This is a genomic window from Streptosporangium sp. NPDC050148 (assembly GCF_055586505.1).
Window position 1 is genome coordinate 117,002 of record NZ_JBVJIA010000016.1, and the last position, 20,896, is coordinate 137,897.

At 73.4% G+C, this 20,896-nt stretch carries 22 protein-coding genes; 5 read left to right on the forward strand and 17 right to left on the reverse strand.

Going from position 1 to position 20,896, the window contains the following annotated elements; all coding sequences use genetic code 11:
* Nucleotides 1–55: 55 nt before the first annotated feature.
* The 4 genes from ACZ6RT_RS19690 to ACZ6RT_RS19705 form a co-directional block, all read right to left on the reverse strand.
* Nucleotides 56–772, reverse strand: coding sequence for a type 1 glutamine amidotransferase (locus ACZ6RT_RS19690; protein WP_470155164.1), 717 nt, complete (start codon nucleotides 770–772; stop codon nucleotides 56–58).
* Nucleotides 762–2,048: a DUF1727 domain-containing protein gene (locus ACZ6RT_RS19695; RefSeq protein WP_470155166.1), complete on the reverse strand. Its 1,287-nt coding sequence runs from the start codon at nucleotides 2,046–2,048 to the stop codon at nucleotides 762–764. The genes ACZ6RT_RS19690 and ACZ6RT_RS19695 overlap by 11 nt, the downstream gene beginning before the upstream one ends.
* Before the next feature lie 260 nt (nucleotides 2,049–2,308).
* Nucleotides 2,309–5,284 carry an ATP-binding protein gene (locus ACZ6RT_RS19700; RefSeq protein ID WP_399185634.1) on the reverse strand — a complete coding sequence of 992 codons (2,976 nt, stop codon included), beginning with the start codon at nucleotides 5,282–5,284 and terminating at the stop codon, nucleotides 2,309–2,311.
* 204 nt (nucleotides 5,285–5,488) lie between these two features.
* Nucleotides 5,489–7,429: a hypothetical protein gene (locus tag ACZ6RT_RS19705; RefSeq protein WP_470155168.1), complete on the reverse strand. Its 1,941-nt coding sequence runs from the start codon at nucleotides 7,427–7,429 to the stop codon at nucleotides 5,489–5,491.
* 175 nt (nucleotides 7,430–7,604) lie between these two features.
* On the opposite strand from ACZ6RT_RS19705, the gene ACZ6RT_RS19710 reads away from it, so the two are divergent.
* From ACZ6RT_RS19710 to ACZ6RT_RS19720, 3 genes are read left to right on the forward strand one after another with little or no spacing between them, the layout of a single operon-like run.
* Nucleotides 7,605–8,261, forward strand: a complete 657-nt coding sequence (locus ACZ6RT_RS19710) for a hypothetical protein (protein ID WP_470155170.1) — start codon at nucleotides 7,605–7,607, stop codon at nucleotides 8,259–8,261.
* Nucleotides 8,258–8,965: a hypothetical protein gene (locus ACZ6RT_RS19715; protein WP_470155172.1), complete on the forward strand. Its 708-nt coding sequence runs from the start codon at nucleotides 8,258–8,260 to the stop codon at nucleotides 8,963–8,965. Before ACZ6RT_RS19710 ends, ACZ6RT_RS19715 begins: the two co-directional genes overlap by 4 nt.
* A 7-nt stretch (nucleotides 8,966–8,972) precedes the next feature.
* The gene (locus tag ACZ6RT_RS19720) at nucleotides 8,973–9,809 is read left to right on the forward strand and encodes a hypothetical protein (RefSeq protein ID WP_470155174.1); all 837 of its coding nucleotides are present in this window, start codon (nucleotides 8,973–8,975) and stop codon (nucleotides 9,807–9,809) included.
* Here ACZ6RT_RS19720 and ACZ6RT_RS19725 read toward each other — a convergent pair.
* Both ACZ6RT_RS19725 and ACZ6RT_RS19730 read right to left on the reverse strand, forming a co-directional pair.
* Nucleotides 9,799–11,103 carry a hypothetical protein gene (locus ACZ6RT_RS19725; RefSeq protein WP_399185629.1) on the reverse strand — a complete coding sequence of 435 codons (1,305 nt, stop codon included), beginning with the start codon at nucleotides 11,101–11,103 and terminating at the stop codon, nucleotides 9,799–9,801. The two genes, ACZ6RT_RS19720 and ACZ6RT_RS19725, sit on opposite strands and share 11 nt — an antisense overlap.
* Before the next feature lie 81 nt (nucleotides 11,104–11,184).
* The gene (locus tag ACZ6RT_RS19730) at nucleotides 11,185–11,736 is read right to left on the reverse strand and encodes a TetR/AcrR family transcriptional regulator (protein WP_470155176.1); all 552 of its coding nucleotides are present in this window, start codon (nucleotides 11,734–11,736) and stop codon (nucleotides 11,185–11,187) included.
* Between the two features lie 60 nt (nucleotides 11,737–11,796).
* Between ACZ6RT_RS19730 and ACZ6RT_RS19735 the strand changes: the two genes are divergently transcribed.
* On the forward strand, nucleotides 11,797–12,840 hold the full coding sequence (locus ACZ6RT_RS19735) for a DsbA family protein (RefSeq protein ID WP_470155177.1): 1,044 nt from the start codon (nucleotides 11,797–11,799) through the stop codon (nucleotides 12,838–12,840).
* Between the two features lie 203 nt (nucleotides 12,841–13,043).
* Here the strand turns inward: ACZ6RT_RS19735 and ACZ6RT_RS19740 are convergent, their stop codons facing one another.
* The 9 genes from ACZ6RT_RS19740 to ACZ6RT_RS19780 all read right to left on the reverse strand — a co-directional run bounded on the left by ACZ6RT_RS19740 (nucleotide 13,044) and on the right by ACZ6RT_RS19780 (nucleotide 17,840).
* A complete protein-coding gene (locus ACZ6RT_RS19740; RefSeq protein WP_344890394.1) occupies nucleotides 13,044–13,340 on the reverse strand; it encodes a DUF1416 domain-containing protein in 297 nt (98 codons plus the stop codon).
* On the reverse strand, nucleotides 13,340–14,179 hold the full coding sequence (locus ACZ6RT_RS19745) for a sulfurtransferase (RefSeq protein ID WP_399185626.1): 840 nt from the start codon (nucleotides 14,177–14,179) through the stop codon (nucleotides 13,340–13,342). Before ACZ6RT_RS19745 ends, ACZ6RT_RS19740 begins: the two co-directional genes overlap by 1 nt.
* 16 nt (nucleotides 14,180–14,195) lie before the next feature.
* Nucleotides 14,196–14,594, reverse strand: coding sequence for a DUF4395 domain-containing protein (locus ACZ6RT_RS19750; RefSeq protein ID WP_470155179.1), 399 nt, complete (start codon nucleotides 14,592–14,594; stop codon nucleotides 14,196–14,198).
* 64 nt (nucleotides 14,595–14,658) lie between these two features.
* Nucleotides 14,659–14,772, reverse strand: coding sequence for a putative leader peptide (locus tag ACZ6RT_RS19755; RefSeq protein WP_470155181.1), 114 nt, complete (start codon nucleotides 14,770–14,772; stop codon nucleotides 14,659–14,661).
* Between the two features lie 61 nt (nucleotides 14,773–14,833).
* The gene (locus ACZ6RT_RS19760; protein ID WP_470155182.1) at nucleotides 14,834–15,250 is read right to left on the reverse strand and encodes a TlpA family protein disulfide reductase; all 417 of its coding nucleotides are present in this window, start codon (nucleotides 15,248–15,250) and stop codon (nucleotides 14,834–14,836) included.
* Between the two features lie 78 nt (nucleotides 15,251–15,328).
* Nucleotides 15,329–16,249, reverse strand: a complete 921-nt coding sequence (locus ACZ6RT_RS19765) for an anti-sigma factor family protein (RefSeq protein ID WP_470155184.1) — start codon at nucleotides 16,247–16,249, stop codon at nucleotides 15,329–15,331.
* Nucleotides 16,246–16,758 (reverse strand): sigma-70 family RNA polymerase sigma factor, encoded by a 513-nt coding sequence (locus ACZ6RT_RS19770; protein WP_344890407.1) that lies wholly within the window; start codon nucleotides 16,756–16,758, stop codon nucleotides 16,246–16,248. Before ACZ6RT_RS19770 ends, ACZ6RT_RS19765 begins: the two co-directional genes overlap by 4 nt.
* Before the next feature lie 48 nt (nucleotides 16,759–16,806).
* Nucleotides 16,807–17,487 (reverse strand): DUF2993 domain-containing protein, encoded by a 681-nt coding sequence (locus ACZ6RT_RS19775; RefSeq protein ID WP_399185622.1) that lies wholly within the window; start codon nucleotides 17,485–17,487, stop codon nucleotides 16,807–16,809.
* Nucleotides 17,488–17,588: 101 nt separating this feature from the next.
* Nucleotides 17,589–17,840: a MoaD/ThiS family protein gene (locus ACZ6RT_RS19780; protein ID WP_399185621.1), complete on the reverse strand. Its 252-nt coding sequence runs from the start codon at nucleotides 17,838–17,840 to the stop codon at nucleotides 17,589–17,591.
* Nucleotides 17,841–18,047: 207 nt separating this feature from the next.
* On the opposite strand from ACZ6RT_RS19780, the gene ACZ6RT_RS19785 reads away from it, so the two are divergent.
* Nucleotides 18,048–18,761, forward strand: a complete 714-nt coding sequence (locus tag ACZ6RT_RS19785) for a winged-helix domain-containing protein (RefSeq protein ID WP_399185620.1) — start codon at nucleotides 18,048–18,050, stop codon at nucleotides 18,759–18,761.
* A 178-nt stretch (nucleotides 18,762–18,939) separates the two neighbouring features.
* On the opposite strand, the gene ACZ6RT_RS19790 is transcribed toward ACZ6RT_RS19785, so the two are convergent.
* Both ACZ6RT_RS19790 and ACZ6RT_RS19795 read right to left on the reverse strand, forming a co-directional pair.
* Nucleotides 18,940–19,617: a response regulator gene (locus ACZ6RT_RS19790; RefSeq protein WP_470155186.1), complete on the reverse strand. Its 678-nt coding sequence runs from the start codon at nucleotides 19,615–19,617 to the stop codon at nucleotides 18,940–18,942.
* On the reverse strand, nucleotides 19,614–20,813 hold the full coding sequence (locus ACZ6RT_RS19795; protein WP_470155188.1) for a sensor histidine kinase: 1,200 nt from the start codon (nucleotides 20,811–20,813) through the stop codon (nucleotides 19,614–19,616). Before ACZ6RT_RS19795 ends, ACZ6RT_RS19790 begins: the two co-directional genes overlap by 4 nt.
* Between the last annotated feature and the right edge of the window lie 83 nt (nucleotides 20,814–20,896).

Consider the following 20,896-nt stretch of genomic DNA (forward strand, 5'->3'; position numbering starts at 1 on the left):
ACGGGCCGTTCCGGACGCGCGGGACCGCGTCCGGTCCGGCCCCGGGCCCACCGCCTCAGCCCGGGCGTACCGCGGCCAGGCGCTCCTCGCGGAGCCGCTCGAACCAGGCGTCGTCGATCGGCGGAAGCTGGGCGCCCACCGCCCAGGTGAGCAGCAGGTCGGCGAGGCCGGGGTTGCGGGCCAGCGCGGGGCCGTGCAGGTAGGTGCCGACGATCTTGCCGATGTGGCAGCCCTCGGTGCCGTCGCCGTTGCCCGTGCCCACCGCGGTACGCGCCAGCGGCCGGACGCCCTGTCCCAGCCGGGTGACGCCCATGTGGTTCTCGAACCCGGTCAGCGTCGGGATGCCGAGCACCGGGTCGGCGTCCCCGGCCAGCTCCCCGACCGCCCGGCCCTCGCCCCGGCCGCTGGCGATGTCGATCAGGCCGATGCCGTCGACCGGCTGGCCCTCCTCGCCGCCGAACGTGGTGCCCATGATCTGGTAGCCCGCGCACACCGCCAGCAGGGCCGCTCCCCGCTGGACGGCCCGGTGCAGGCCACCGTCGCGGCGGAGCCGTTCCGCGGCCAGGATCTGCGGCCGGTCCTCGCCGCCGCCGATGAGGTAGATGTCACCGCTCTCCGGGACGGCGTCGGCCGAGCGCACGTGCGCGGTCTCGACCGGGATGCCGCGACGCCGGGCGCGCTGCTCCAGGACCAGGACGTTGCCCTGGTCGCCGTACGTGCTCAACAGGTCCGGGTAGATCCAGACGAGGCGCAGGGCGCTGTCAGACTGCACGACCGAACTCCGATCGAATCTGCTGGAAGGCGGTGTAGTTGGCGATGACGTCGACCTTGCCCGGCGGCTGCGCGCCGAGCGCCTGTTCGAACGAGCCGACGAGCTGGAACGGCACGTCGGCGACGTCCAGCCGGAGCGCGAGGTCCAGCCTGCGCTCGCCGGTCACGAACACCGGCCTGCCGCGCAGCACCCGGTAGTCGACGTCCCACAGCCACGACGTGTCGCGGCCGTCGGGCCCCTGGGCGTTGACCGAGAGGATGACCGGCAGCGAGGGGTCGAGCACGTCGAAGGCCTCCAGCCAGCCGGCCGGGTTCTTGGCCAGCAGCAGCCGGGCGTGCCGGCCGTCGCGCTCCACCGTGGTGTAGCGGCCCGCGACCGACCTGACCTCGCGCAGCCGGGGCAGCGCCCGCTCGACCGGCAGGCCGAACGCCTCGGCGGTGGCCAGCGCGATCGCCGCGTTGGCCCGGTTGGCGCGCCCGGGGAGCTGGATGTCCAGCACCCAGCGCCGGCCGCGCGGGTCGACGACCGCGTCGTCGTCGAGGACCCAGGACGGCTCGGGGCGGCGGAAGGTGCACTCGCGGCAGGCCCAGTCGTTCTCCCCCGCGACGGAGGGGGCACCGCTGCCCACGCCGCCCGGCGGGACGTACTCCATGCCCTTGCGGTCGAGGGGGCCGCCGCACTCGGGGCAGCACCAGGAGTCCTCCTTCCACGGCTGCCCGGCCGACACCCAGGTGACCGAGGCGGCGGTGGAGGCGCCCCAGGTCACCAGCGGGTCGTCGGCGTTGGCGATGACGTGGGTGTTCCTCCCGGCCAGCGCCCGCCGCCACTTCTGGGCGAGCAGCCAGATCTCCCCGGCCCGGTCCATCTGGTCGCGGCTGAGGTTCATCAGGCAGATGACCCCCGCGCCGGTCGTGTCGATCACCTCGGGCAGGTACTTCTCGTCGACCTCCAGCACGCCGTACGGGGCGTGCTTGGCCGACGACAGCGCCGAGACGTGCCCGGCGGGCATGTTGGCGCCGAAGGCGTTGGTGGCGACGTCGCCGAGCTCCGACAGCGCGGAGGTGATGAGGCGCGTCGTCGTGGTCTTGCCGTTGGTCGCGCTGACCAGCACGAGCTTGCGGTCGTGCGCGAGTTTGCGCAGCAGGTCGGGCTCCAGGACCAGGCTGACCCGGCCCCCGATCACCGACCCGTCCCCGCGTCCGGTGACCCGGGACAGGGTGGCGGCCGTGCGGCCCAGAGCGGTCGCGAGCTGCGCCCGCAGCGGAAGCTGAGTCATGCCGTCTCCTCGCGTGGCGACCGGTCGTGGAACGACCCCGCGGCCCGCGGGCCCCGCCCGGGGACCGGGATCGCCGAATCGTTCATGCCGCAGATCCTAGCCCTGCTTCGGTACCTCCACCTCCGGCCGCGCGCCGTACGCCCGCCCGGAACGGATCATCGGGCCGGACGGGAGCGGAACGGGCCACCCCGGGCCACCCCGGACCACTCCGCGCCGTCCCGGGCCGTCCCGGGCCGTCCCGGGTCCGCGGACGGGACGCCTCACCGTTCGGCGAAGGCGAGCTCGGCCGGTTCCGGTGAGCCGCCGTCGAACGGCAGGACGAACCGGCGCGGCCAGGACAGCACGCTCTCCAGCCAGCCGGCCCCCATCGTCTGGGCCACGTGCCGGAGCCGTTCGGCCGGGTCGATGCCGATCGTGACGGTGTCGACGTCGCGGTCCACCCCCTCGCGCTCGTCGTCGCCCAGGATCGCCCGCCAGGCCAGTTCCCGGTTGCGGTCCACCTCCATGGACAGGGGGTGGTGGCGCAATGCCTTGGCCCGGTGGCCGAGCAGTTCCGAGGCGCCCGAGGCGCGGCTGAACAGCGCGTACTCCATCACCGGTGCGGCTCCGCGCGGGTTGGGCGCGGGCCGGCCGTAGGGGAAGAGCCGGTCCACCTCGTGCAGCCACCGCACCTGCGGGATGACCCACGCGGGTCCCGGCCGCTCGCCGGGCTCGCGGTCGGGGCCGAGCAGCCGGGTCGCGACCGCGGCGACCTGCTCGGTGAGCGTGGCCGGGTCGCCGACGGTCCGCAGCGACCACGCGCGCCGGCCCACGCTCCGTTCCACCGTCGTGGCCAGCAGGCACTCGCGGCGCCGCGCGGGCAGCTCCGACCACAGGTCGGCCAGCGCGCGCGGCACCCCCGGCACCGGGCGGTTGGTGCAGAACGCCAGCACCAGCGTGTCGGTCCAGATCCGCAGCCAGGCCCACTCCGGCGCCTCGGCGAGCAGGTCGGCCTCGCGCAGCTCGACCAGCGTGCACGCCCGGCCCTCCTGGCACTCCTGCCCGCACGCGGCCGAGCGGCGCCCGCAGATCGGCGGCAGGTGGCCGGGCACCGGGCGCTCGCGGTCCTCGCCCAGCGGCACCTGGATGCGCAGCGGCCGGTCCATGCCGTCGGCGAAGACCGCGGCGACCCCCGGCGGGAGCGAGACGACCTGGCGCGACTGCTCCTCGCTCAGGTTGGTCGCCGCGCCGACCAGGTGCCGGTCGTCCTCGGCGGGCAACCGGTGGATGACCTTCAGCGCGGTGTTCTTCACCACGTCGGAGACGAGCTTGGTGGGGATCTGCTCGGCGACCACGATGCCCTCCCCGTACGCGCGGATCTCGGCCAGCATGCCCGCCAGCAGCTCGACCGCGTGCGTGCTGGCCCGCCCGGCGCCCCGGTCGCGGAGCAGCCGGTGCGCCTCCTCGATCACGATGACGTGCCGCAGCCCGCTGCTGCGCTCCTTCCTGGCCCGCATCCGCAGGTGCTCCACGATCCGGATGATCAGCGTGCCCATCAGGAACGCCTTGTCCTCGTCGTTGGCGACGTCCTCGATGGCGAGCACCACGTTGCGCTGGAGCAGGTCGCCGATGTCGGCCGGGTGCCCGCCCTCGAAGAACCGGCCCGCCGAGCCGACCCGCAGCGACCGGAGCCGGAGCGAGATGAAGCCCTCCACGTCGGCCTGGACCTCCCGGCCGTATCCGATCTCCTTGATCACGTCCATCGCGTGCCGCTGGAGCTGTTCCAGGGTCGGCACCGCGGGCCGCACCGCCGCGCCGGGGGCCGCCCAGCCGGTCACCACGTCCCAGCCGTTGGCCTCGTACACCCGCTGCAGGGCCAGCGACATGATCTGCGGGAACGGCTCCTCGGCGTCGAAGGCCGCCATGAACAGCGCCCGCACCATGTCGATGTGCGCCTGGACCGGGTAGCCGGGTTCGGGGGCGAGCGGGTTGACGCTGAACGGCACGCTCTCCGGGGCCGAGGGGTTGATCACGGTCACCGGGGCGAGGTGCTCGATGCGGCCGCCCATCGCGGCGTACTCGGACTTGGCCGGTTCGATGGCCAGCCACGGGATGCCCGCGCCGGTGAGCTGCTCCAGCAGGTGCCGCACGGTCTGGGACTTGCCGGAACCGGTGGCGCCGGTGACGAACGCGTGCCGGTTGAGGGTGGCCAGCGGGACCTTGAACGAGCCGACCGGCCGGTCCTGGCCGTCGAGGATCGACCCGAGCTCGACGGTCAGCGCGCCGGGCACGGTGTCGGCCTCGCTGGTCACGTCGAAGAAGCCCGCGTCGAGCACCCGCACGCCCGGGACCTCCCGGTGCGGCAACCCGGCGAGGGCGGCCAGCGCCCCGGCGGTGGCCGCGAACGGGGCCGCGGCGCCGTCGGCCGGGTCCTGCAGCGTCGTCGCGAGTGCCTCGGCGAACCCCAGGACGGGACCGGACAGCGCGCTGCGCAGGCGGTAGGGGTGGTGGCTCATCTCGGCCGAGCCGACCAGCACCGGGGCGATCTGGCGCAGCTCGTCGGGTCCGGCGGCCCCGGCCAGCACCCGGACGTTCCACAGCCCGGCCTCGCGGAAGGCGTCCAGCTCCTGCATGCGCCGCTCGGCCCGCTCGGCGTCGTAGCGGGAGCGCTCGGAGGCGTCGCCGTACTGCCGCAGCACGTTGAGCTGGGTGCGCAGGTGCGCGACCTCGGCGTCCAGCAGGTCGGTCTGCTCGGCCACCACCAGCCAGGCGAACGGCCGGGACATGAGCGTGACCAGCGTCGACTCGAAGAGCGTGGGCCGCCTGATCTCGTCGGCGTCCGGTTCGCGCCGACCGCCCAGCGGCGGGGCCTGCCGCCCGGGGCAGACGGTCCAGGCCAGGTCCGACAGGTCGCGGAGCCACTCGTCGCCGATCCGCACGCCGCGGGCGCCGCCGGGGAAGAGCAGCGGCTCGGGACCGGCAGGGACGGGCTCGGGCTCGGCGGTGGCGGCCCTGCGGGGCGGGCGCGGCGGGGTCAGCGGCCCCGCGTTGGTGATCAGTTCCAGCGGGGCGCCGGATCCCCGCGAGAGCCAGCCGACCACGAAGGGCCGGCCGCGCTGGGCCGTGGAGAGCACGGCGGGCAGGACGGTGACGAAGTCCCACTCGGCCGAGGAACTGCGCGAGGGCGCCGTGATCGCCTGGATTCTGTACCAGGGCCCGGTCAGGGCATGGGGCGGACGGGACACACTTGGCTGCATTTGGTCTCCACCCGGGGGACCCGGCTCCAGGCCGGAGGGTTGACGCTTCACGGATCGCTCCGCCGTACCGGCCGACGCGTGATCGGGGGTGGGCCACCCCCGTGACCACGGTCGAACCTGACTCGGGGCTCGCACCTCCGCATTGACCATCCCATTACGACATACGGACGCCCCCTTGGCGTACCCACCGGCCCGGCCGTCGTCTCATCGGCGGCGGCGCCAGTCGAGCCTGGCCGGGGGCGGGCCGAGGTTGGGCGGCGCGTCCTCGAACGGGTTCGGCTCGTGCGGGTCGGGCCGCCTGCCCTGTGCCCGCTCCAGCACGGCGTCCCTGATCTCGTCGAACTCGCCCAGCGTCGTCCTGGGGAAGGTCAGTATCGCCGGGTTGGCGTCGGCGAGGCGGACCCTGCGGCCCTCGGCGGTGGCGTCGGTGACGATCACGGAGGTGGTGGGGAGCTGCTGGAGCTGGTGCGGCTCGACCAGGAACTCCCTGGAGCGGTGGAGCACCCGCTCGGTCTCGCCCATCGCCTTGGTCGCGCGCCGGCCCCACTCGGTGGACTCGGTGATGTCCTCCTTGAGGTCGGCGGGTGTCGTCTCGCGCCCGTCCTCGCCCTCCTCGGCCTGGCCGACCGTGGAGACGTAGCCGCCGTCCATCCCGGCCCCGGCGGCGCTGATCGTCTCGGTGAGCTGGGCGAGCTCCAGGCGGTGCTCGGTGCCGACGTGCTCGCTGGCGATCCGGGCGTCCTCGGCGTTGCCCAGCCGCATGAACGTCACGGCCGCGTGCCCCCGGCCGAGCCGCTCCCGTACGGTCGGGGTGAGCGAGCGGTAGGTGAGCACCAGGCCGGTCCTGGAGGTCTCGCAGGCGTCCATGAGCCGGTCCAGCACGTCGCCGCGGAGCTTGTCCGCGCCCGCCACGATGATCGTGTGGTACCAGGGCCGTTCGGAGGCGGGCGACTGGCGCAGGATGTGGGTGAGCGCGGTGGCCACGTAGGTGCCGAGGACCCGGTTGCCGAACACACCCGCCTGGCGGTCCATCGACACGACCCGCAGGCGCGCGGGCGGCAGGCGCACCGCCTCCGAGCCCAGGGTCTCCAGCTTGCGCAGCTGTGACTCCAGCGCCCACGCCCGCTCGATCACCACCCGGTCGCTGACGCCCCGGCCGAACAGGGTGCCGATCCGCTCCAGCTGGGTGGCGGTGATCAGGCCGAGCCGCAGGTCCTCGCGCGGGTCGCCGACCTGGGCCAGGGCGCGCAGCGCCGCGGTGACCTGGTTGATCGTGGCGCTCTCGCCCAGGACCTCCAGGACGCGCTCCAGGATGGCGTTGTCGAACGACAGGTCCCTGGTCGTACGGTGCTCCTCGCTGACGCTCACCACGTGGGCGAGGACGTCGGCGAAGGCCTCGGGGGCCAGCGTGGCGCCCAGGTCGAGCCGGGGCAGGTCGACCGGGAGCACCCAGACCAGCGGTTCGTCGCCGCCCCTGCGCGCCAGCTCGATGAGGTCCTTGGCTACCGCGCCCTCCGACAGGTCGAGCACGGTCAGGTGGCCGCCGCTGTAGAGGCGGGTCGCGCCGAGCAGGGTGATCAGCGCCGACCAGCCGGGCAGGGTGCCTCCGGCGACGTCGATCCGGTCGATCTCGTCGGGCACGGCCACCGCGTACCAGGTGAGCTGGCGGTCGTGCCGCTCCTTCTTCTCCGCCCACTCGCGGTAGCGGGCGGCGTGCTCCTCCTGGGCGAGGAAGAGCTCCCTGTCGCGTTCCTCGCGCAGCCGGTCCCCGGCCGCCTCGCGTTCCCTGATGCGGTGGCGGACCGCCCGGTCGCCCTGGTGCACGGCGTAGCTGCAGAACGCCGCGATGCCACCGGCGGCGATCACCCCGACCGCGGCGAACGACCAGCTCAGCATCTCGGTGACGCCCAGCACGAGGATCAGCGTGGCCAGCCCCGCCATGAACGCGCGCACGATCCTGACCGGCCGGTTCAGCAGGTCCTCGTTCAGGCGCTCCCTGCGGATCCACTCGGGATCGACGGGCTCGGGAGGGTTCTCCAGCGGGGAGGGTCGCTTGGGGGCCGGACCCGGATCAGGGTGCAACAAGGCATACTGCCAGCCCAGGTAGATCCGGTCCGCCTGGAGCTGCGCATGCTCGGGATGCACGTCCGCCACGGAACCTCCGCCATCGGGCTCATCGGAAGCCTCGGAGACAGCGTAAGAGTTCGACCTCCCATTCGGGCAGCGTTCCCGCCAATCCGCTGCATTTTCCCCGGGTTCACCCGTGCTTAAGGGATAAATGAGGCGGATGGGACGGACTCACCGATTACCATCGTCTCCCATGACTGCCTCCCCGGAGGATCCCCCCGAGGGGTCCACCCGCCGGCGGCGTCCCGTCGCGGTCCCCCTCGCCGCCCTGACGGCGGCCTCCTGCCTGGCGATCGTCGCCGCCCTCGGCGGCCTGGCGACCGCTCCGGACCGTCCGCCCAAGCGGCTGGGACCGGGCGCCACCCTGGACCAGGAGCAGTTCACCACCCGGTTCGTCGAGTCCCGGACGGTGAGCGAGCCCGGCGCGTTCGGCGGCCCGGCCAAGCGCCTGCTGGAGATCGAGCTCGAGGTCGTCAACAAGGGCGAGGAGACCGCGTCCATGGGGCTGCCGTACAGCGGCGGGCCGGGCGGCCCGTCCTTCGGCTCGTCCCTGCTGGCGATCACCCCCAGAATCGGCGGGAAGTACGGCCCGTCGGTGTCCGGCCCCGGCGGGGAGGGCGGTCAGCTGCACCCGGCCCTGCCCGCCAGGGTCGTGGTCGCCTACGAGCTGGCGGAGGGGCAGAAGGCCCCCCGGGAACTGACCATCGACGTCGGCAGGTACGAGTTCAGGGAGGGGATCACCCTGACGCCGGGCTGGCACCTGGTGACCAAGGGCGAGGGCGACAGGCTGAAGCCCGTGACCGCCGCCCGGGTGACGCTCCCCGTCGTGCCGAAGGGAACGCGCTCGTGAGCACCCCCGTCCGCCCCCACCCGGAGACGGGACCGCGAACGGAGTCCCGGGAGGGACCGGGGACGCCCGGCCGCCGCGACGGCGAGCGGCCGGGCCGGTGGCGCGCCGCGGGCGCCGTGCTCACCGGGATCGCGCTGGCGGTCGCGGCCGTGGGACTGCACGCCTTCGGCGCGGGCGTCTCCGACCACGACGCACCGCTCACCTGGACCGGGAGCGTCGGCGAGAACGTCACCGGCTCCCGCTTCTCCGCCCGGGTCAAGGCGGTGCACGCCGCCCGGTCCATCGCGAACGCGCCCCCGGGCGGCTCCGGGGACCCCCCTGACGAACAGAAGCGGGTCACCACGAAAGGGATCTTCGTCATCGTGGAGGTGGGCGCCACGGCGACCCGGGAGCCGCAGCGGCTGGGCGCCCCGGTGCTGCTGGCCGACAGCGGGCGCGGCTACGAGGCGACCGACCGGATGGAGGAGACCTCGACCATCGTCCACCCCTTCGTCCAGCCGGGCTGGTGGACCGAGGGCGTGGCGGTCTTCGAGATCCCGCCCGGGGAGCTGGCCGGCTCCCGGATCGTGCTCGCCCCCCAGGGCGGTCTCATCGTCGAGCCGAACGGGCCCGAGATCGAGATCGACCTGGGGCTGGACGAGGAGGCCGCCAAGCGCCTGATCTCGGCCGCCAAGGACGTCTACACGCCGGCCGGCAGGGGGTGACGGGCCGATGGGAACGCCGTACCGGGGCACGCCGGGGAACGGGCCGGAGCGCGACTGGTTCTCACCGGAGCGGGAGCCGCGGCCCACGCGGGGCACGACCCCGGCAGGGGGCGGGACGCCCACGCAGAACAGGGCTCCCGCATGGGACGGGGCTCCCGCATGGGACGCGACACCCTCGCGGGACGCGACGGCCGGCCGGGACGGGGCGCCCGTCCGGGACGAGGCGCCGTCCCCGGGTGAGGCGTCCGCCCGGTCCCGCGGGCGTCACGCGGGCTCGCGTCCGCGCGGGCGTACCGCGCTGCGGACCGCCGGGGCGGCCGGGGCCGTGGTGCTCGCCCTGGCCGCCTCCACCTGGAACGGCTACACCGTCTACAGGGACACCCACCCCCCGGACAGGATCCTGACGGTCGCCGCGGGGGCCGAGGCGACCCTGATGCGGGTCTCCTGGAAGGTCACGGTCAAGGAAGTGGACGACCTGCCCGGCCAGAAGCCCGCGCCGGGCCGCACATGGCTCAAGATCAAGGTGACCAGGACCTCCCTGGACGCCGAGGGCGTCAGCCGGCGCGGCGAGCCCGGGGTCGAGATCAGGCATCCCGACGGCCGCGTCTGGAAGGCCCTGTCCCAGGGCGACGACGTTCCCGACGAGGTCAAGGACCACAGGACAGGAACGCCCTACTCCTACGACCTGGTCGGCATGGTGCCCGCGGGGGTGGCCGGGCAGGTCGAGGTCCACCTGCGCCCCTCCACGGCCCGCCTGGTGGAGGGCGAGTCGGTCAAGGACATGTTCGCCAGGAGCGCGAAGGAGGAGATCCCCCAGGACCGGGTGCTGCGCTTCACCCGGTGAGCGCCCGGCCCGTCTCCCGGCTCCGGGTGGCCGCGATGTCGAACGTGGCCGCCAGCAGGCAGACGGTCAGCACCGCCACCACCAGGTCCCGCAGGAAGCCCGTGGGCCCGCCCAGCGCCACCCAGACGAACGGCTCCTCGCTACCGATCAGCATCCGGACGCCCCGGTCCGCGTGGTCGGCCGCCACCCGGATCCCGACGTGGCACAGGCAGAACAGGCCGAAGAGCGCGGGACCGCCCCGGGTGACCAGCCGGAAGGCGTTCACCGGGGGGATCCACCGCTCCTGGAGCCCCATCGTGGCCTGGCTCATCGTGGTGCGGGTCAGGCGGTGCGAGCGCTCCACCCGGGTCGCCACGTCGTCGAGCCGGGTCCCCCGCACGACCGCGCGGGTGTCCTCGGCGAAGGCGCCGTAGACGAGCGAGGCCACCGTCAGCCAGGTGAGCGGGACGATCAGGCCCTCCACCACGTGCGGCCAGACGTCGCCGACCGCGTGCGAGAACGTCTTCCACCACGGCAGGCTCTCGCGCGCGTTCTCGGCCCAGCCCTCGACCGCCGACACGACGGCCCGGTGGTCGAGCCAGTCCGAGCGCGCCTCGGCGAAGGCGAACAGCGCGTTGAGGCTGTAGAAGGCGAAGGCCAGCTCGAAGAAGGTCGCGGCCACGCCGCTCCCGGTGACCCTGCCGTTGGCGTGCCACCAGCCGAACAGCGTCCTGAGCAGGTACGCGACCACGGCGATGGTCAGGGAGATCCGCGGGTCCAGCGCGATCAGGCCGGTGCCGCCCTCGATCTCCCTGCCGGCCAGGCTGCCGGCGAGGTCCTGGTCGATCCGCCTGGCCGTGTCCACCGCGATGAACTCCCGGGCGTCCGCGCTCTGGAAGCCCCAGGCGAGGTAGATGGTGGCGAAGACCAGGGTGGCGCGGTTCAGCGCGCCGAACATGCCCTCGTCCGCCTCGCCGTCCTGGCGCCGGGCCCGGATCTCCCGCAGCGCCCCGCGCACCGAGTGCAGCATCCCGGCCATGACCACGAGCTCGGTCAGCACGATCAGGGTGAACAGGAACATGGTGACGACCAGCCGCACCTGCCGGTGGTCGCCGTGGGAGACCTCGCTGGCGGCCACCATCAGCAGGGCCCGGACCACCCGTCCCATCGAGAACCAGACGACCAGCGACAGGGCGCCGGCCGCGAGGATCCCGAGCATGTGCGCGGGCAGCGAGGACGCCGAGAGCGGGGCCGGCTCCCGTCCGGCGGCCCGCGACGGCGCGGGCGGCGCGGAAACGGACGGAACTGGCGGCATGACAGACCTTCCGGACACCCGATGCATCGTAGGGCCCCGGCCTCACCGGCCACAGGAAAACCGCCCGACGCGGCGGAGGGCTCAGCGGACCAGGCTCCACGCCGCCGCCGCGATGTCGGCCGCGGGACGGGGCGGATGCTCCCCCAGCCAGTACGTGGCGATCCCGACCAGCGCGCCCGCCACGTGATGGGCGTGTATCTCCGGCGGCACGTCGTCGTGCCCGGGAGGCCTGGAGCCCGCCGCGAAGGGGTCGCCCAGCCCCGCGGCCAGGGCCTCGTGCAGCCGCGCGCGGAACCGGGCGCTGCCGTACGGACCGAGCATCCGCCGGTACAGCCCGGCGCGTTCCCCGATGTGCTCGAACAGGGCGACCAGCGACGCGGGCACCGGCCCCGGCTCCCGGTAGGGGCACCGCGCGGCGTCGGCGGCCAGCTCGGCGACGGCGGTCTCCATGGCGTCGAGCACCAGGTCGTCACGGTCGCGGTAGTGGACGTAGACCGTGGCCCGGTTCACCCCGGCCAGCTGGGCGATCTCGGCGACGGTGATCGAGTCGGGGTCGCGCGCACCGGCCAGCTCCAGCACGGCGGAGCGCAGCCGGGCCCGCGTCCTGCGGATTCTCGGATCGTCTGCGGGCATGCCGCCAAGCCTAAACGACATGTGTCGAATAAACGACGCCTGTCGTGTGTTGCAGAGGCCATGAAGCGCATGGAGATCTGGGCGGACCTGGTCTGCCCCTGGGCCTACGTCGGCAAGCGACGCCTGGAGAAGGCCGGACTCGGCGAGGACGTGGAGGTCGTCTGGCGGCCGTACCTCATCGACCCGATGGCCCCGATACCGTCCGAGCCCCTGGAGGACGCCCTTCGCGACCCGGTCGCCGAGGGCGCGCTGCGGGCCTGCCACCCCACCCTGACCCCGGCCGAGAACCGGGCCCGCGTATCGAACGCCGCCGCCGCCGAGCGGATCGGTGAGAGCACCGGCGACGCCGCGCCGCGGCAGGGCGCGGTGTGGCGGGGCGCGGTGTGGCGGGCGAACACGTTCGACGCCCACCGGGTGATCGCCCTCGCCTACGGGCGGGGCGGCGCGGCGCTCCAGGACGCGGTCGTCGAGCGGATCCTGCGCGCCCACTTCACCGAGGGCGCCGACATCGCCGACCGCGCCACCCTGGCGGCGCTCGCCGCCGAGGCCGGCCTGGACGGCACGGCCGAGGCGCTGGAGCGCGGCGACGGCACGGACGAGGTCCGCTCCGAGCTGCTGCGCGGCAAGGCCCACGGCGTCGCCACCTCACCGACCTTCGTGGTCGGCGACACCGCGGTCACGGGCGCGCAGCCTCCGGAGGTCCTCGCCGGCCTGGTACGCGACGCCGCTCCGCCGAGGGAGATCCCCGACGAGGTCCGGTGGCTGCGCCAGGCCGAGGCGCTGCTGGGTCTGCGGGACCCGCTCGGTGCCCTGCGGACGCTGCAGCCGCTGCTGGCCGAGCACGGCGACGACCCCGCCGTTCGCCTGCTGGCGGCCCGCGCCTACTTCGGCTCGGCCCAGCTCGGCCGGGCGAGGGAGACGCTGGAGTCGCTGCTGGAGCGCGCCCCCGGCGACCACTACGCCCGCTTCCTGCTCGGCAGGACGCTGGAGCGCGCCGGGCGGCACGGGCAGGCGCTGCCGCACCTGCGCCTGGCGGCGGCCATGTCCCCCGAGCCCGACTACGCCGACGCCGTACGGCGGGTGGAGGACCGCCTTCCCGCCTGACCTTCCGACCGCCTTCCCGGAAAGACGGGAAGGCGGGAGGCGGGAACGAGCGGAAGAGTGGGAAGACGGGAACGAGCGGAGGAGCGGGACGGCGGAAGGCCGCGGGCCACAGGCATGAAAAAAGGCCCCGCATCGCGCAAGGACCGGCACCCCCCGAGGGGGTACCGGTCCTTGACGAGGTGAACGGGTCCGGCCCTGCCGGGTCAGACGCTCACGGCGAGCTGGGTGACCTCGCCCAGGCGCGCCTGGGCGGGGATGTCCTTGCTGACGCCACCGCCCGCGATGATACGGACGGTCCAGTCACCGGGGGCGGCGAAGAAGCGGAAGACGCCCTCGTCGGACACCACCACCTCACCGGTGAACTCGCCGGCGTGGTCGAGCAGGCGGGCGTACGCCCTGCCGGCGCCCGAGACCACGCCCTGGATCACGGCCTGTCCCGCGAGGTCGATCCCGGCCGGAATCGCGGCCGTCTGTTCCGGAGCTGCGCATCCCTGAGTCATTAGCGGGCCTCTCCCAGTTCGATCGGCACGCCTACCAGCGAGCCGTACTCGGTCCACGATCCGTCGTAGTTCTTGACGCTGGCCTGGTCGAGGATCTCGTGGAGGACGAACCACGAGTGCGCGGAGCGCTCCCCGATACGGCAGTAGGCGATGGTGTCCTTGGAGAAGTCGACGCCCTCGCCCTCGTAGAGGGCCTTGAGGTCCTCGTCCGTCTTGAAGGTGCCGTCGTCGTTCGCGGTCTTCGACCACGGGATGTTGCGGGCGGTGGGAACGTGGCCGCCGCGCTGCGCCGCCTCCTGCGGGAGGTGGGCGGGCGCGAGCAGCTTGCCGGTGAACTCGTCGGGCGAGCGCACGTCGACCAGGTTGAGCTTGCCGATCGCGGCGACGACGTCGTCACGGAAGGCACGGATGGACAGGTCCTGGTCCTTGGCCTGGTAGTTCGTCGCGGGACGCTCGGTGACGTCCTTGACGAGCTCGCGGGAGTCGAGCTCCCACTTCTTGCGGCCACCGTCGAGGAGCTTGACGTTCTCGTGACCGTAGAGCTTGAAGTACCAGTAGGCGTAGGCGGCGAACCAGTTGTTGTTGCCGCCGTAGAGGACGACGGTGTCGTCGTTGGAGATGCCCCGGGACGACAGCAGCGCCTGGAAGCCCTCACGGTCGACGAAGTCACGGCGGACCGGGTCCTGGAGGTCCTGCTTCCAGTCGATCTTCACGGCGCCACGGATGTGGCCCGTGTCGTAGGCACTGGCGTCCTCGTCCACTTCAACGAGTACGACACCGGGGGTGTCGAGGTTGGCCTCGACCCAGTCGGCGTCGACCAGGACGGCGGAGCGGCTCATTTTTGATCCTCCGGGATCATCGTGCGGCGGGTGGTAGACGACGAATGATCAAGTACATCTCGCAGCCGAGGCAGAGCCCGAAAGCGGCGTTGAGAAAGGCGGCGAAGAGTGCCGCGGCGGTGGCGCCGAGGGCCAGCGGCGTGATCTGTGCGACGTATCCGACCAGGCCGACCAGGGCGAAGGCGAGTCCCACCGCCTGCGCGAAGCGCGGCGGCGAGGCGTCCTCCACCTGCCGGGGAGGACTCTTCACCAGAGCCCTGAAGACCGTTCCGTACGGCGACAGGCCGGCGACGCCCAGTGCGAACACCACGGCCTGGGCGGCCAGCAACCACGGGTTACCGGTGACCAGGACGAGCGCGAGCACGACGGCGGTGACGGCCGCGGCGAAACGGAGAGCTCGGGGATCGGCTTGCATCGCGTGATGCTCCCTGAAGGGTCGTGCAGATCGGTGCGGCTCGAACGGCCGCTTGAGATCGCCCTCAGGAAACGCGACAGAGCGCGGTGGTCACGCGGCAGAAATCAACCGCGCGCCGCTTCGTGAGCAGCTCTGTCGTCGGGTTCATGCCCATGACATTACCCCGGCGTCCCGCCATCTGTCACATCCCCGTCCAATTTCTGAGACAAGATCGTTCGGTGGACGGTAGGGTGCCCCGCTCACTCGCCCACCGCCGCCCCCAGGGCGCCGATCACGTCCGCCTTCCTGGGCTGGCCGGAGGCCCGCCGCACCACCCGGCCGGACGCGTCCAGGACGAGGACCGTGGGGGTGCGCATGATGTTCAGCGACCGGACCAGGTCGAGACGGGACTCGGCGTCGACCTCCACGTGCGCGACGCCCGGCACCATCCGGGCCACCTCGTCGAGGATCCGCCGGGTCGCCCGGCACGGCTGGCAGAAGGCGCTGGAGAACTGCACGAGGGTCGCGCGCTCCCCGAGCTCCATCTGCAGGTCGTCCGCGGTGAGCCGTTCCACCCCGCCCCTCGCCTTCCGCACCACGCCGTCGCGCCGCCGCACCAGCACGCCCGCGAGCGTGGCCAGGGCGAGCGTGACGGCCAGTACCGTCCACCCGGTCATGACGAAGGACAACGCGCCGGGGCCCCGCCCGATTCCCGCGGACGGGCCGGTGCCGGCCGGCGGACGATCAGGGGACGATCAAGGGACGGGGAGGGTGATCAGCACCCGTCCCCGGGCGGTGGCGATCTCGAACGAGGTGATGCGCTCGGGCGGGATCGTGGTCGTCGTCACGAAGGCGCCCGAGGCGTCCTGGGCGGCCCCGCCGACGGTCCACACGCCCGCCGTCTGCCTGAGGCCGCCGTCACCGAACACCCTCAGCCGGCAGCGGGTTCCGTCGGCCACCCCGGTGAGCACGACCCTGACCGTGGTGACCCCCCGCGCCACGGACGCGGTCGCCACCGCGCGGACCGCGCCGCGCTGATCCGCCGCCCGCACCTCGCTCGGCGCGAGCATGATCTGCGACTCCGGGTCGGACGGGCGGGACCCGGTCGAGGACGGCGAGGACGACGGCAGGGGCCGCCGCGACGACGGCGAAGGGGGCGACGGGGGCGACGAGGGCGACGAGGGCGCGGCCTTGGTCGGGGCGTCGTCCTGGGACGATCCCGGGTCCCGCAGCGTCTCCCCCTGCTCCCGGCCTCCGCTTCGGGCGTCCGCCCCCTGGTCGGCCTCCGTCTCCCCGCCCGCGGCCGGGTGCGGCGCGGAGACCGCCGTGCCGACGTCCTGCTGGGACTGGGAGACCGTCCACAGGGTCCCGCCGCCGAGCCCGACCACCAGCACCGAGGCGGCCAGCGAGAGCATCAGCCGGTTCGTACGGCGTCGCCTGACACCGGCGCTGAGCAGCCGGTCGAGCACCGCGCCGGGCGGGCTCGCCACCTGCGCCACGTCGTCCTGGGACACCTTGCCCAGGAACGTGGCCACCCCGGTCAGCTCCTCCAGCTCCGCGCGGCACCGGGCGCACCCGGCGAGATGGGTCTCGACCGGCGCCCGCTCGTCCGGCTCCAGCGCGCCGAGGGCGTAGACCCCGAGCGACATCCGTACTTCGTCACAGGTCGTCGTCATGGCGCGAGCCCCCGCTCCTCCAGCGCCAGCTTGAGCGCCCGAAGCGCGTAATACGTGCGCGATTTGACCGTTCCGGCGGGGATGCCGAGCGCGTCGGCGGCCTCCCGGACGGACTTGCCCTGGTAGTAGACCTCGGCCAGCACCTCGCGGTGCTCGGGCCTGAGCGCGGCCAGCGCCTCGGCCACCGCCCACGACTCCACGGCCCGCTCCAGCTCGTCCTCGGCGGGCACCACCGCGAGCGCCTCGTCGCCCGTCTCCGGCGGGCGCGAGCTGCGCGCGCGGTGCTGGTCGACGACGAGGTTGCGGGCCACCGTGAACAGCCAGGCGCGGATGGATCGTCCGGTCAGCGCGTCCGGGTGGCGCCAGGCCCGCAGCAGTGTCTCCTGCACGACGTCCTCCGCCCTTCCCGAGTCTCCCGTCAGCCGCAGCACGTAGCCGTAGAGCGGCCCGCCGTGTTCGTCGAAGAGCGCCCTGACGAGCTGCTCGTCGGCGGTTCCGGCTTGGCTCACACCCTCACGACGTACGCCGGGGCGATCCGGTTCAGACACGGGACACGGTCAGCCGCGCAGGGGCACGTCGGAGGCCGTCCCCGAGATGCGCAGCCCTCCGGGGACGACCCGGACGTCGGTCAGCTTGAGGTTGTAGGGCAGCTTCCCGAGCGGGATGCGGTAGTTGAGGAACCGGTTGGGGTCGGGCACCGCGATGCCGCCGCCCAGGGTCACCTTCTCCGCGAGGAGCTGCAGGCCGCCCTGGACGATCTCCACCTTCATGGTCGCCTCGGCCGGCACCTGCTGTCCCAGCACCGTGATCTCCCCCTTGATGAGGAGCGCGTCGCCCGCGACGCTGACCTTGACCCCGCGCGGCGCCCGCTGGTTGAGCGCCCGCACCGGGACCACGACCGCCCCCTCCACCCGCTCGGCGCGCATGTCCACCTGCTGGGGGCGCATGACGAGGTCCTCCAGCCGCGCGGTGACGCCGTGCAGGGTGAAGTCGACGCTGGAGAGCGCCACGCCCGAGATCGTCATCGCGCCCGCGGCGACGTCGACCCTCTCGTAGCGGCCGGCGATCGCCTGGGTGAGGAAGGGAATGCCCGCGATGGTCACCTCGGGCGGGGCGGACAGGTCGTACTTGGCCGTCGCCTGCCGGGCGATCTCACGCTGCACCCCGGTGACGGCCACCCGGTCCAGGACCGCGACGAGGACGAGAAGCAGGACCAGAAAAGCGATGAGCTTACGCATCCGACTCCCTGTTCACTCTCCGGCTCCGGGGTGAGGCCGTGGGCGTGATCTCCCCTGGCCATCCTGTCCGAAACGACGCCCAGGTGGTAGCCTCCCGCGGCTCAGCCCCCCGCGAAGGGGGGCAGCACCTCCACCGTGGCCCCGTCGGCCAGGACGACCGTCCCGTGCGCCCGCAGCCCCACCGGATCCCCGTTGACCAGGAACGACGACCGTCTCACCACGCGGGCGAGCGCGTCACGGCCCGATGTGATTTTGGTCATCAACTCGTCGAGGGTGGCGGCCTCGAACGGCTCCTCCGCCACGCCCGCCGCCTCCTTGGCCGCCGCCCAGTACCTGACGATGCCCGTCGCCATCTGTGAATCATCTCCTTGACCGCACGCAGGGTTACCACGCCATTACGGCGAATTCACCTGGAGAACCCGTGTTCATCAGGTGGACGTTCGCTGAACGCTTCATCCCCGTGGGTTATCCTCACCTACTACGGGACCTGGGCAATGTAGCCCCCGGGTCCTTACGTGTTTGTACGGCTTATTGCCGGCATGACGCGGGAAGGAGACATCGTGAGCAATCTCCTGCTGCTCACCAACGCCCTCGAGCCCTCGACCGAGGTGCTTCCGGCGCTGGGACTGCTGCTGCACTCGGTACGGGTCTCGCCGGCGGAGGCGTCCGCCCTGCTCGACGCCCCGCCCGCCGACGCGATCCTGGTGGACGCGCGCCGCGAGCTCGTCCAGGCCAAGAGCCTGTGCCGGCTGCTGCGGACCACGGGTGTCGCCTGCCCGCTGGTGGTGATCGTCACCGAGGGCGGCCTGGCCGGGCTGACCGCGGAGTGGGGTGTCGACGACGTCATCCTGGACACCGCCGGTCCCGCCGAGGTCGAGGCACGGCTCCGGATGGCCGTGGGCAGGCTCAGCCTCTCCGCGGCCGAGGACGTCCCCGACGAGATCCGCAACGGCGACCTGTCGATCGACGAGGCCACCTACACCGCCCGGCTCCGCGGCCGCGCCCTGGACCTGACCTTCAAGGAGTTCGAGCTCCTGAAGTACCTGGCGCAGCACCCGGGGAGGGTCTTCACCCGCGCCCAGCTCCTCCAGGAGGTCTGGGGGTACGACTACTTCGGCGGCACCCGCACCGTGGACGTCCACGTCCGGCGGCTCCGCGCCAAGCTCGGCGCCGAGTACGAGGCGCTGATCGGCACCGTGCGCAACGTCGGGTACCGGTTCGTGCCCGAGCGCGGCAACGAGCCCGTCGACGAGCGCGAGCCCGCCCACAACTGACGGCCGGTCCACGGCCCCGCACCCGTCCCGTCGTTCCGTGCCCGGTCACGTGCCGGCCACGGGCCCCCGCCCGCCCGGTGGGCGCATCGGCGCGCCCGGGGCGTGACCGGGCCTCGCCCGCCCCGCGTCGGGCACACACGTCCGCCGTCAGTCAGGCGTCAGGCGGGCACGTCGGGCGTCAGGCACGCACGTCCGGCGGGGCACCGGGGGTGACCAGCCCCGACTCGTAGGCGAAGACGACGAGCTGCGCCCGGTCCCGGGCCCCGAGCTTGGTCATCGACCGGCTGACGTGGGTCTTCACGGTGGCGTGGCTGATCGTCAGGTGCTCGGCCATCTCCAGGTTGGACATGCCGGTGGCCACCAGGGCCATGATCTCGCGCTCCCGCACGGTCAGGCGTTCCAGACCCGGTCCGGCCACGGGCCTGGGCGGGGTGGACACGTACTCCTCGATCAGCCGCCGGGTCACCGAGGGCGAGAGCAGCGCCTCCCCCGCGGCGGCCACCCGCACCGACCTCAGCAGCTCCGCGGGTTCGATGTCCTTGACCAGGAAACCGCCGGCCCCGGCCCGCAGGGCCGCGAAGACGTACTCGTCCAGGGCGTAGTTGGTCAGGATCACCACCCGCACCGCGTCGAGCTCGGGGTCGGCGCCGATCCTCCTGGTGGCCTGGATCCCGTCGAGCAGCGGCATCCTGACGTCCAGCAGCGCCACGTCCGGCCGCAGCGCGCGGGAGAGCTCGACGGCCTCGACGCCGTTGCCCGCCTCGCCGACGACGACGATGTCACCGGCCGTCTCGAGCAGCGCGCGGAACCCCGCCCGGATCAGCGCCTGGTCGTCGGCGAGCAGCACCCTGATCACCGGCGTCCCCTCCCTGACGGCTCGGGCGCGGACGGCGGCGTCCCGGTGACGGGGGACCCGGCCGGGAACGGACCGGTGAGCGGCAGCTCGGCCCGGACGGCGAACCCCCCTCCCGCACGCGGCCCGGCCGTGAACGACCCTCCGACGGCGACGGCCCGCTCGCGCATCCCGATCAGCCCCATTCCCTGCGTGACGACCCCCACCTCCGACGCCCCGTCGTCCTCCACGGAGATCACGATCGTCCCGGGCCGGTACTCGGTGGTCAGCGTGATCGACGCGGGCCCTGCGTGCCGGAGCACGTTGGTGAACGCCTCCTGCGTGATGCGGTAGGCCGCCCGGTCGACGACCGGGGGCAGGTCCCGCGGCTCCCCCGTGACGAGGACCTTGACCGGCAGCCCCACCGCCTCGGCCCGGGCGACCAGGCCGGGCAGCCGGGCGAGTCCCGCCCCGGGATCGTCCGGGTCGCCCTGCCGCAGCACCCCGAGCGTGGCGCGGAGCTCGTACATGGCGTCGCGGCCCGCCTCCCTGATCGCGGCCAGCGCCTCCCGGGAGCGCCCGAGGTCCGAATCCAGCAGGTGCGCGGCCACGGAGACCTGGACGTTGATGACCGAGATGCTGTGGGTGAGGCTGTCGTGCAGTTCCTGGGCGATCCACAGCCGCTCCTCGCCCGCCCTGCGCAGGGCCGCCTCCTCGCGGGTGCGCTCGGCCTCGGCCGCGCGCCGCTCGACCTCCTCCAGGTAGGCGCGGCGGTTCCTGGTCATCTCTCCGACGACCACCACCGCCACCACCCAGCCGCTGATCAGGGAGAGTCCTCCCGGAGGGGCGGGGTCGACGTCGGAGAGCGCGATGAGGCCGTAGATCCCCACGCCCAGCGCGGCGGCGAGCGCGATCGCCAGGCGGCGCCGTCCCATGGAGGTGGCCGTGTAGATCGACATCAGCGCGGGCGCGGCGGTGAAGACCCCGGGGTACCGGCAGGCGTAGTAGGCGAGGGCACAGCCCACCGTGATCACCCCCACCGTCGCGGGCCTGCTCCGCCGCACCGCCAGCGGCAGTGCCGACGTCATGATCAACGCGATGCCGAACACGTCCAGCGGGCGCTCCGGCGAGCCCGAGGTGGACATCTGGCCGTAGACGCCCGCGACGATCCCCGTCAGCACGCCGAACGCGATCAGCGCGTCGGCCCTCCCGATCCTCACCCTGACACGGTAGGACAGGGTCTCCCGCCCGCCGACCGGCACGAGGAGGAGATCGGCGTACATCCCCGGTGGTACGCACCGGA

Bases quoted from the DNA above. Each gene is read 5' to 3' on its own strand.
- ACZ6RT_RS19695 (WP_470155166.1), bottom strand. From the start codon at position 2,048: ATGACTCAGCTTCCGCTGCGGGCGCAGCTCGCGACCGCTCTGGGCCGC.
- ACZ6RT_RS19700 (WP_399185634.1), bottom strand. From the start codon at position 5,284: ATGCAGCCAAGTGTGTCCCGTCCGCCCCATGCCCTGACCGGGCCCTGG.
- ACZ6RT_RS19710 (WP_470155170.1), top strand. From the start codon at position 7,605: ATGACTGCCTCCCCGGAGGATCCCCCCGAGGGGTCCACCCGCCGGCGG.
- ACZ6RT_RS19720 (WP_470155174.1), top strand. From the start codon at position 8,973: ATGGGAACGCCGTACCGGGGCACGCCGGGGAACGGGCCGGAGCGCGAC.
- ACZ6RT_RS19725 (WP_399185629.1), bottom strand. From the start codon at position 11,103: ATGCCGCCAGTTCCGTCCGTTTCCGCGCCGCCCGCGCCGTCGCGGGCC.
- ACZ6RT_RS19730 (WP_470155176.1), bottom strand. From the start codon at position 11,736: ATGCCCGCAGACGATCCGAGAATCCGCAGGACGCGGGCCCGGCTGCGC.
- ACZ6RT_RS19735 (WP_470155177.1), top strand. From the start codon at position 11,797: ATGAAGCGCATGGAGATCTGGGCGGACCTGGTCTGCCCCTGGGCCTAC.
- ACZ6RT_RS19740 (WP_344890394.1), bottom strand. From the start codon at position 13,340: ATGACTCAGGGATGCGCAGCTCCGGAACAGACGGCCGCGATTCCGGCC.
- ACZ6RT_RS19745 (WP_399185626.1), bottom strand. From the start codon at position 14,179: ATGAGCCGCTCCGCCGTCCTGGTCGACGCCGACTGGGTCGAGGCCAAC.
- ACZ6RT_RS19750 (WP_470155179.1), bottom strand. From the start codon at position 14,594: ATGCAAGCCGATCCCCGAGCTCTCCGTTTCGCCGCGGCCGTCACCGCC.
- ACZ6RT_RS19755 (WP_470155181.1), bottom strand. From the start codon at position 14,772: ATGGCGGGACGCCGGGGTAATGTCATGGGCATGAACCCGACGACAGAG.
- ACZ6RT_RS19760 (WP_470155182.1), bottom strand. From the start codon at position 15,250: ATGACCGGGTGGACGGTACTGGCCGTCACGCTCGCCCTGGCCACGCTC.
- ACZ6RT_RS19765 (WP_470155184.1), bottom strand. From the start codon at position 16,249: ATGACGACGACCTGTGACGAAGTACGGATGTCGCTCGGGGTCTACGCC.
- ACZ6RT_RS19775 (WP_399185622.1), bottom strand. From the start codon at position 17,487: ATGCGTAAGCTCATCGCTTTTCTGGTCCTGCTTCTCGTCCTCGTCGCG.
- ACZ6RT_RS19780 (WP_399185621.1), bottom strand. From the start codon at position 17,840: ATGGCGACGGGCATCGTCAGGTACTGGGCGGCGGCCAAGGAGGCGGCG.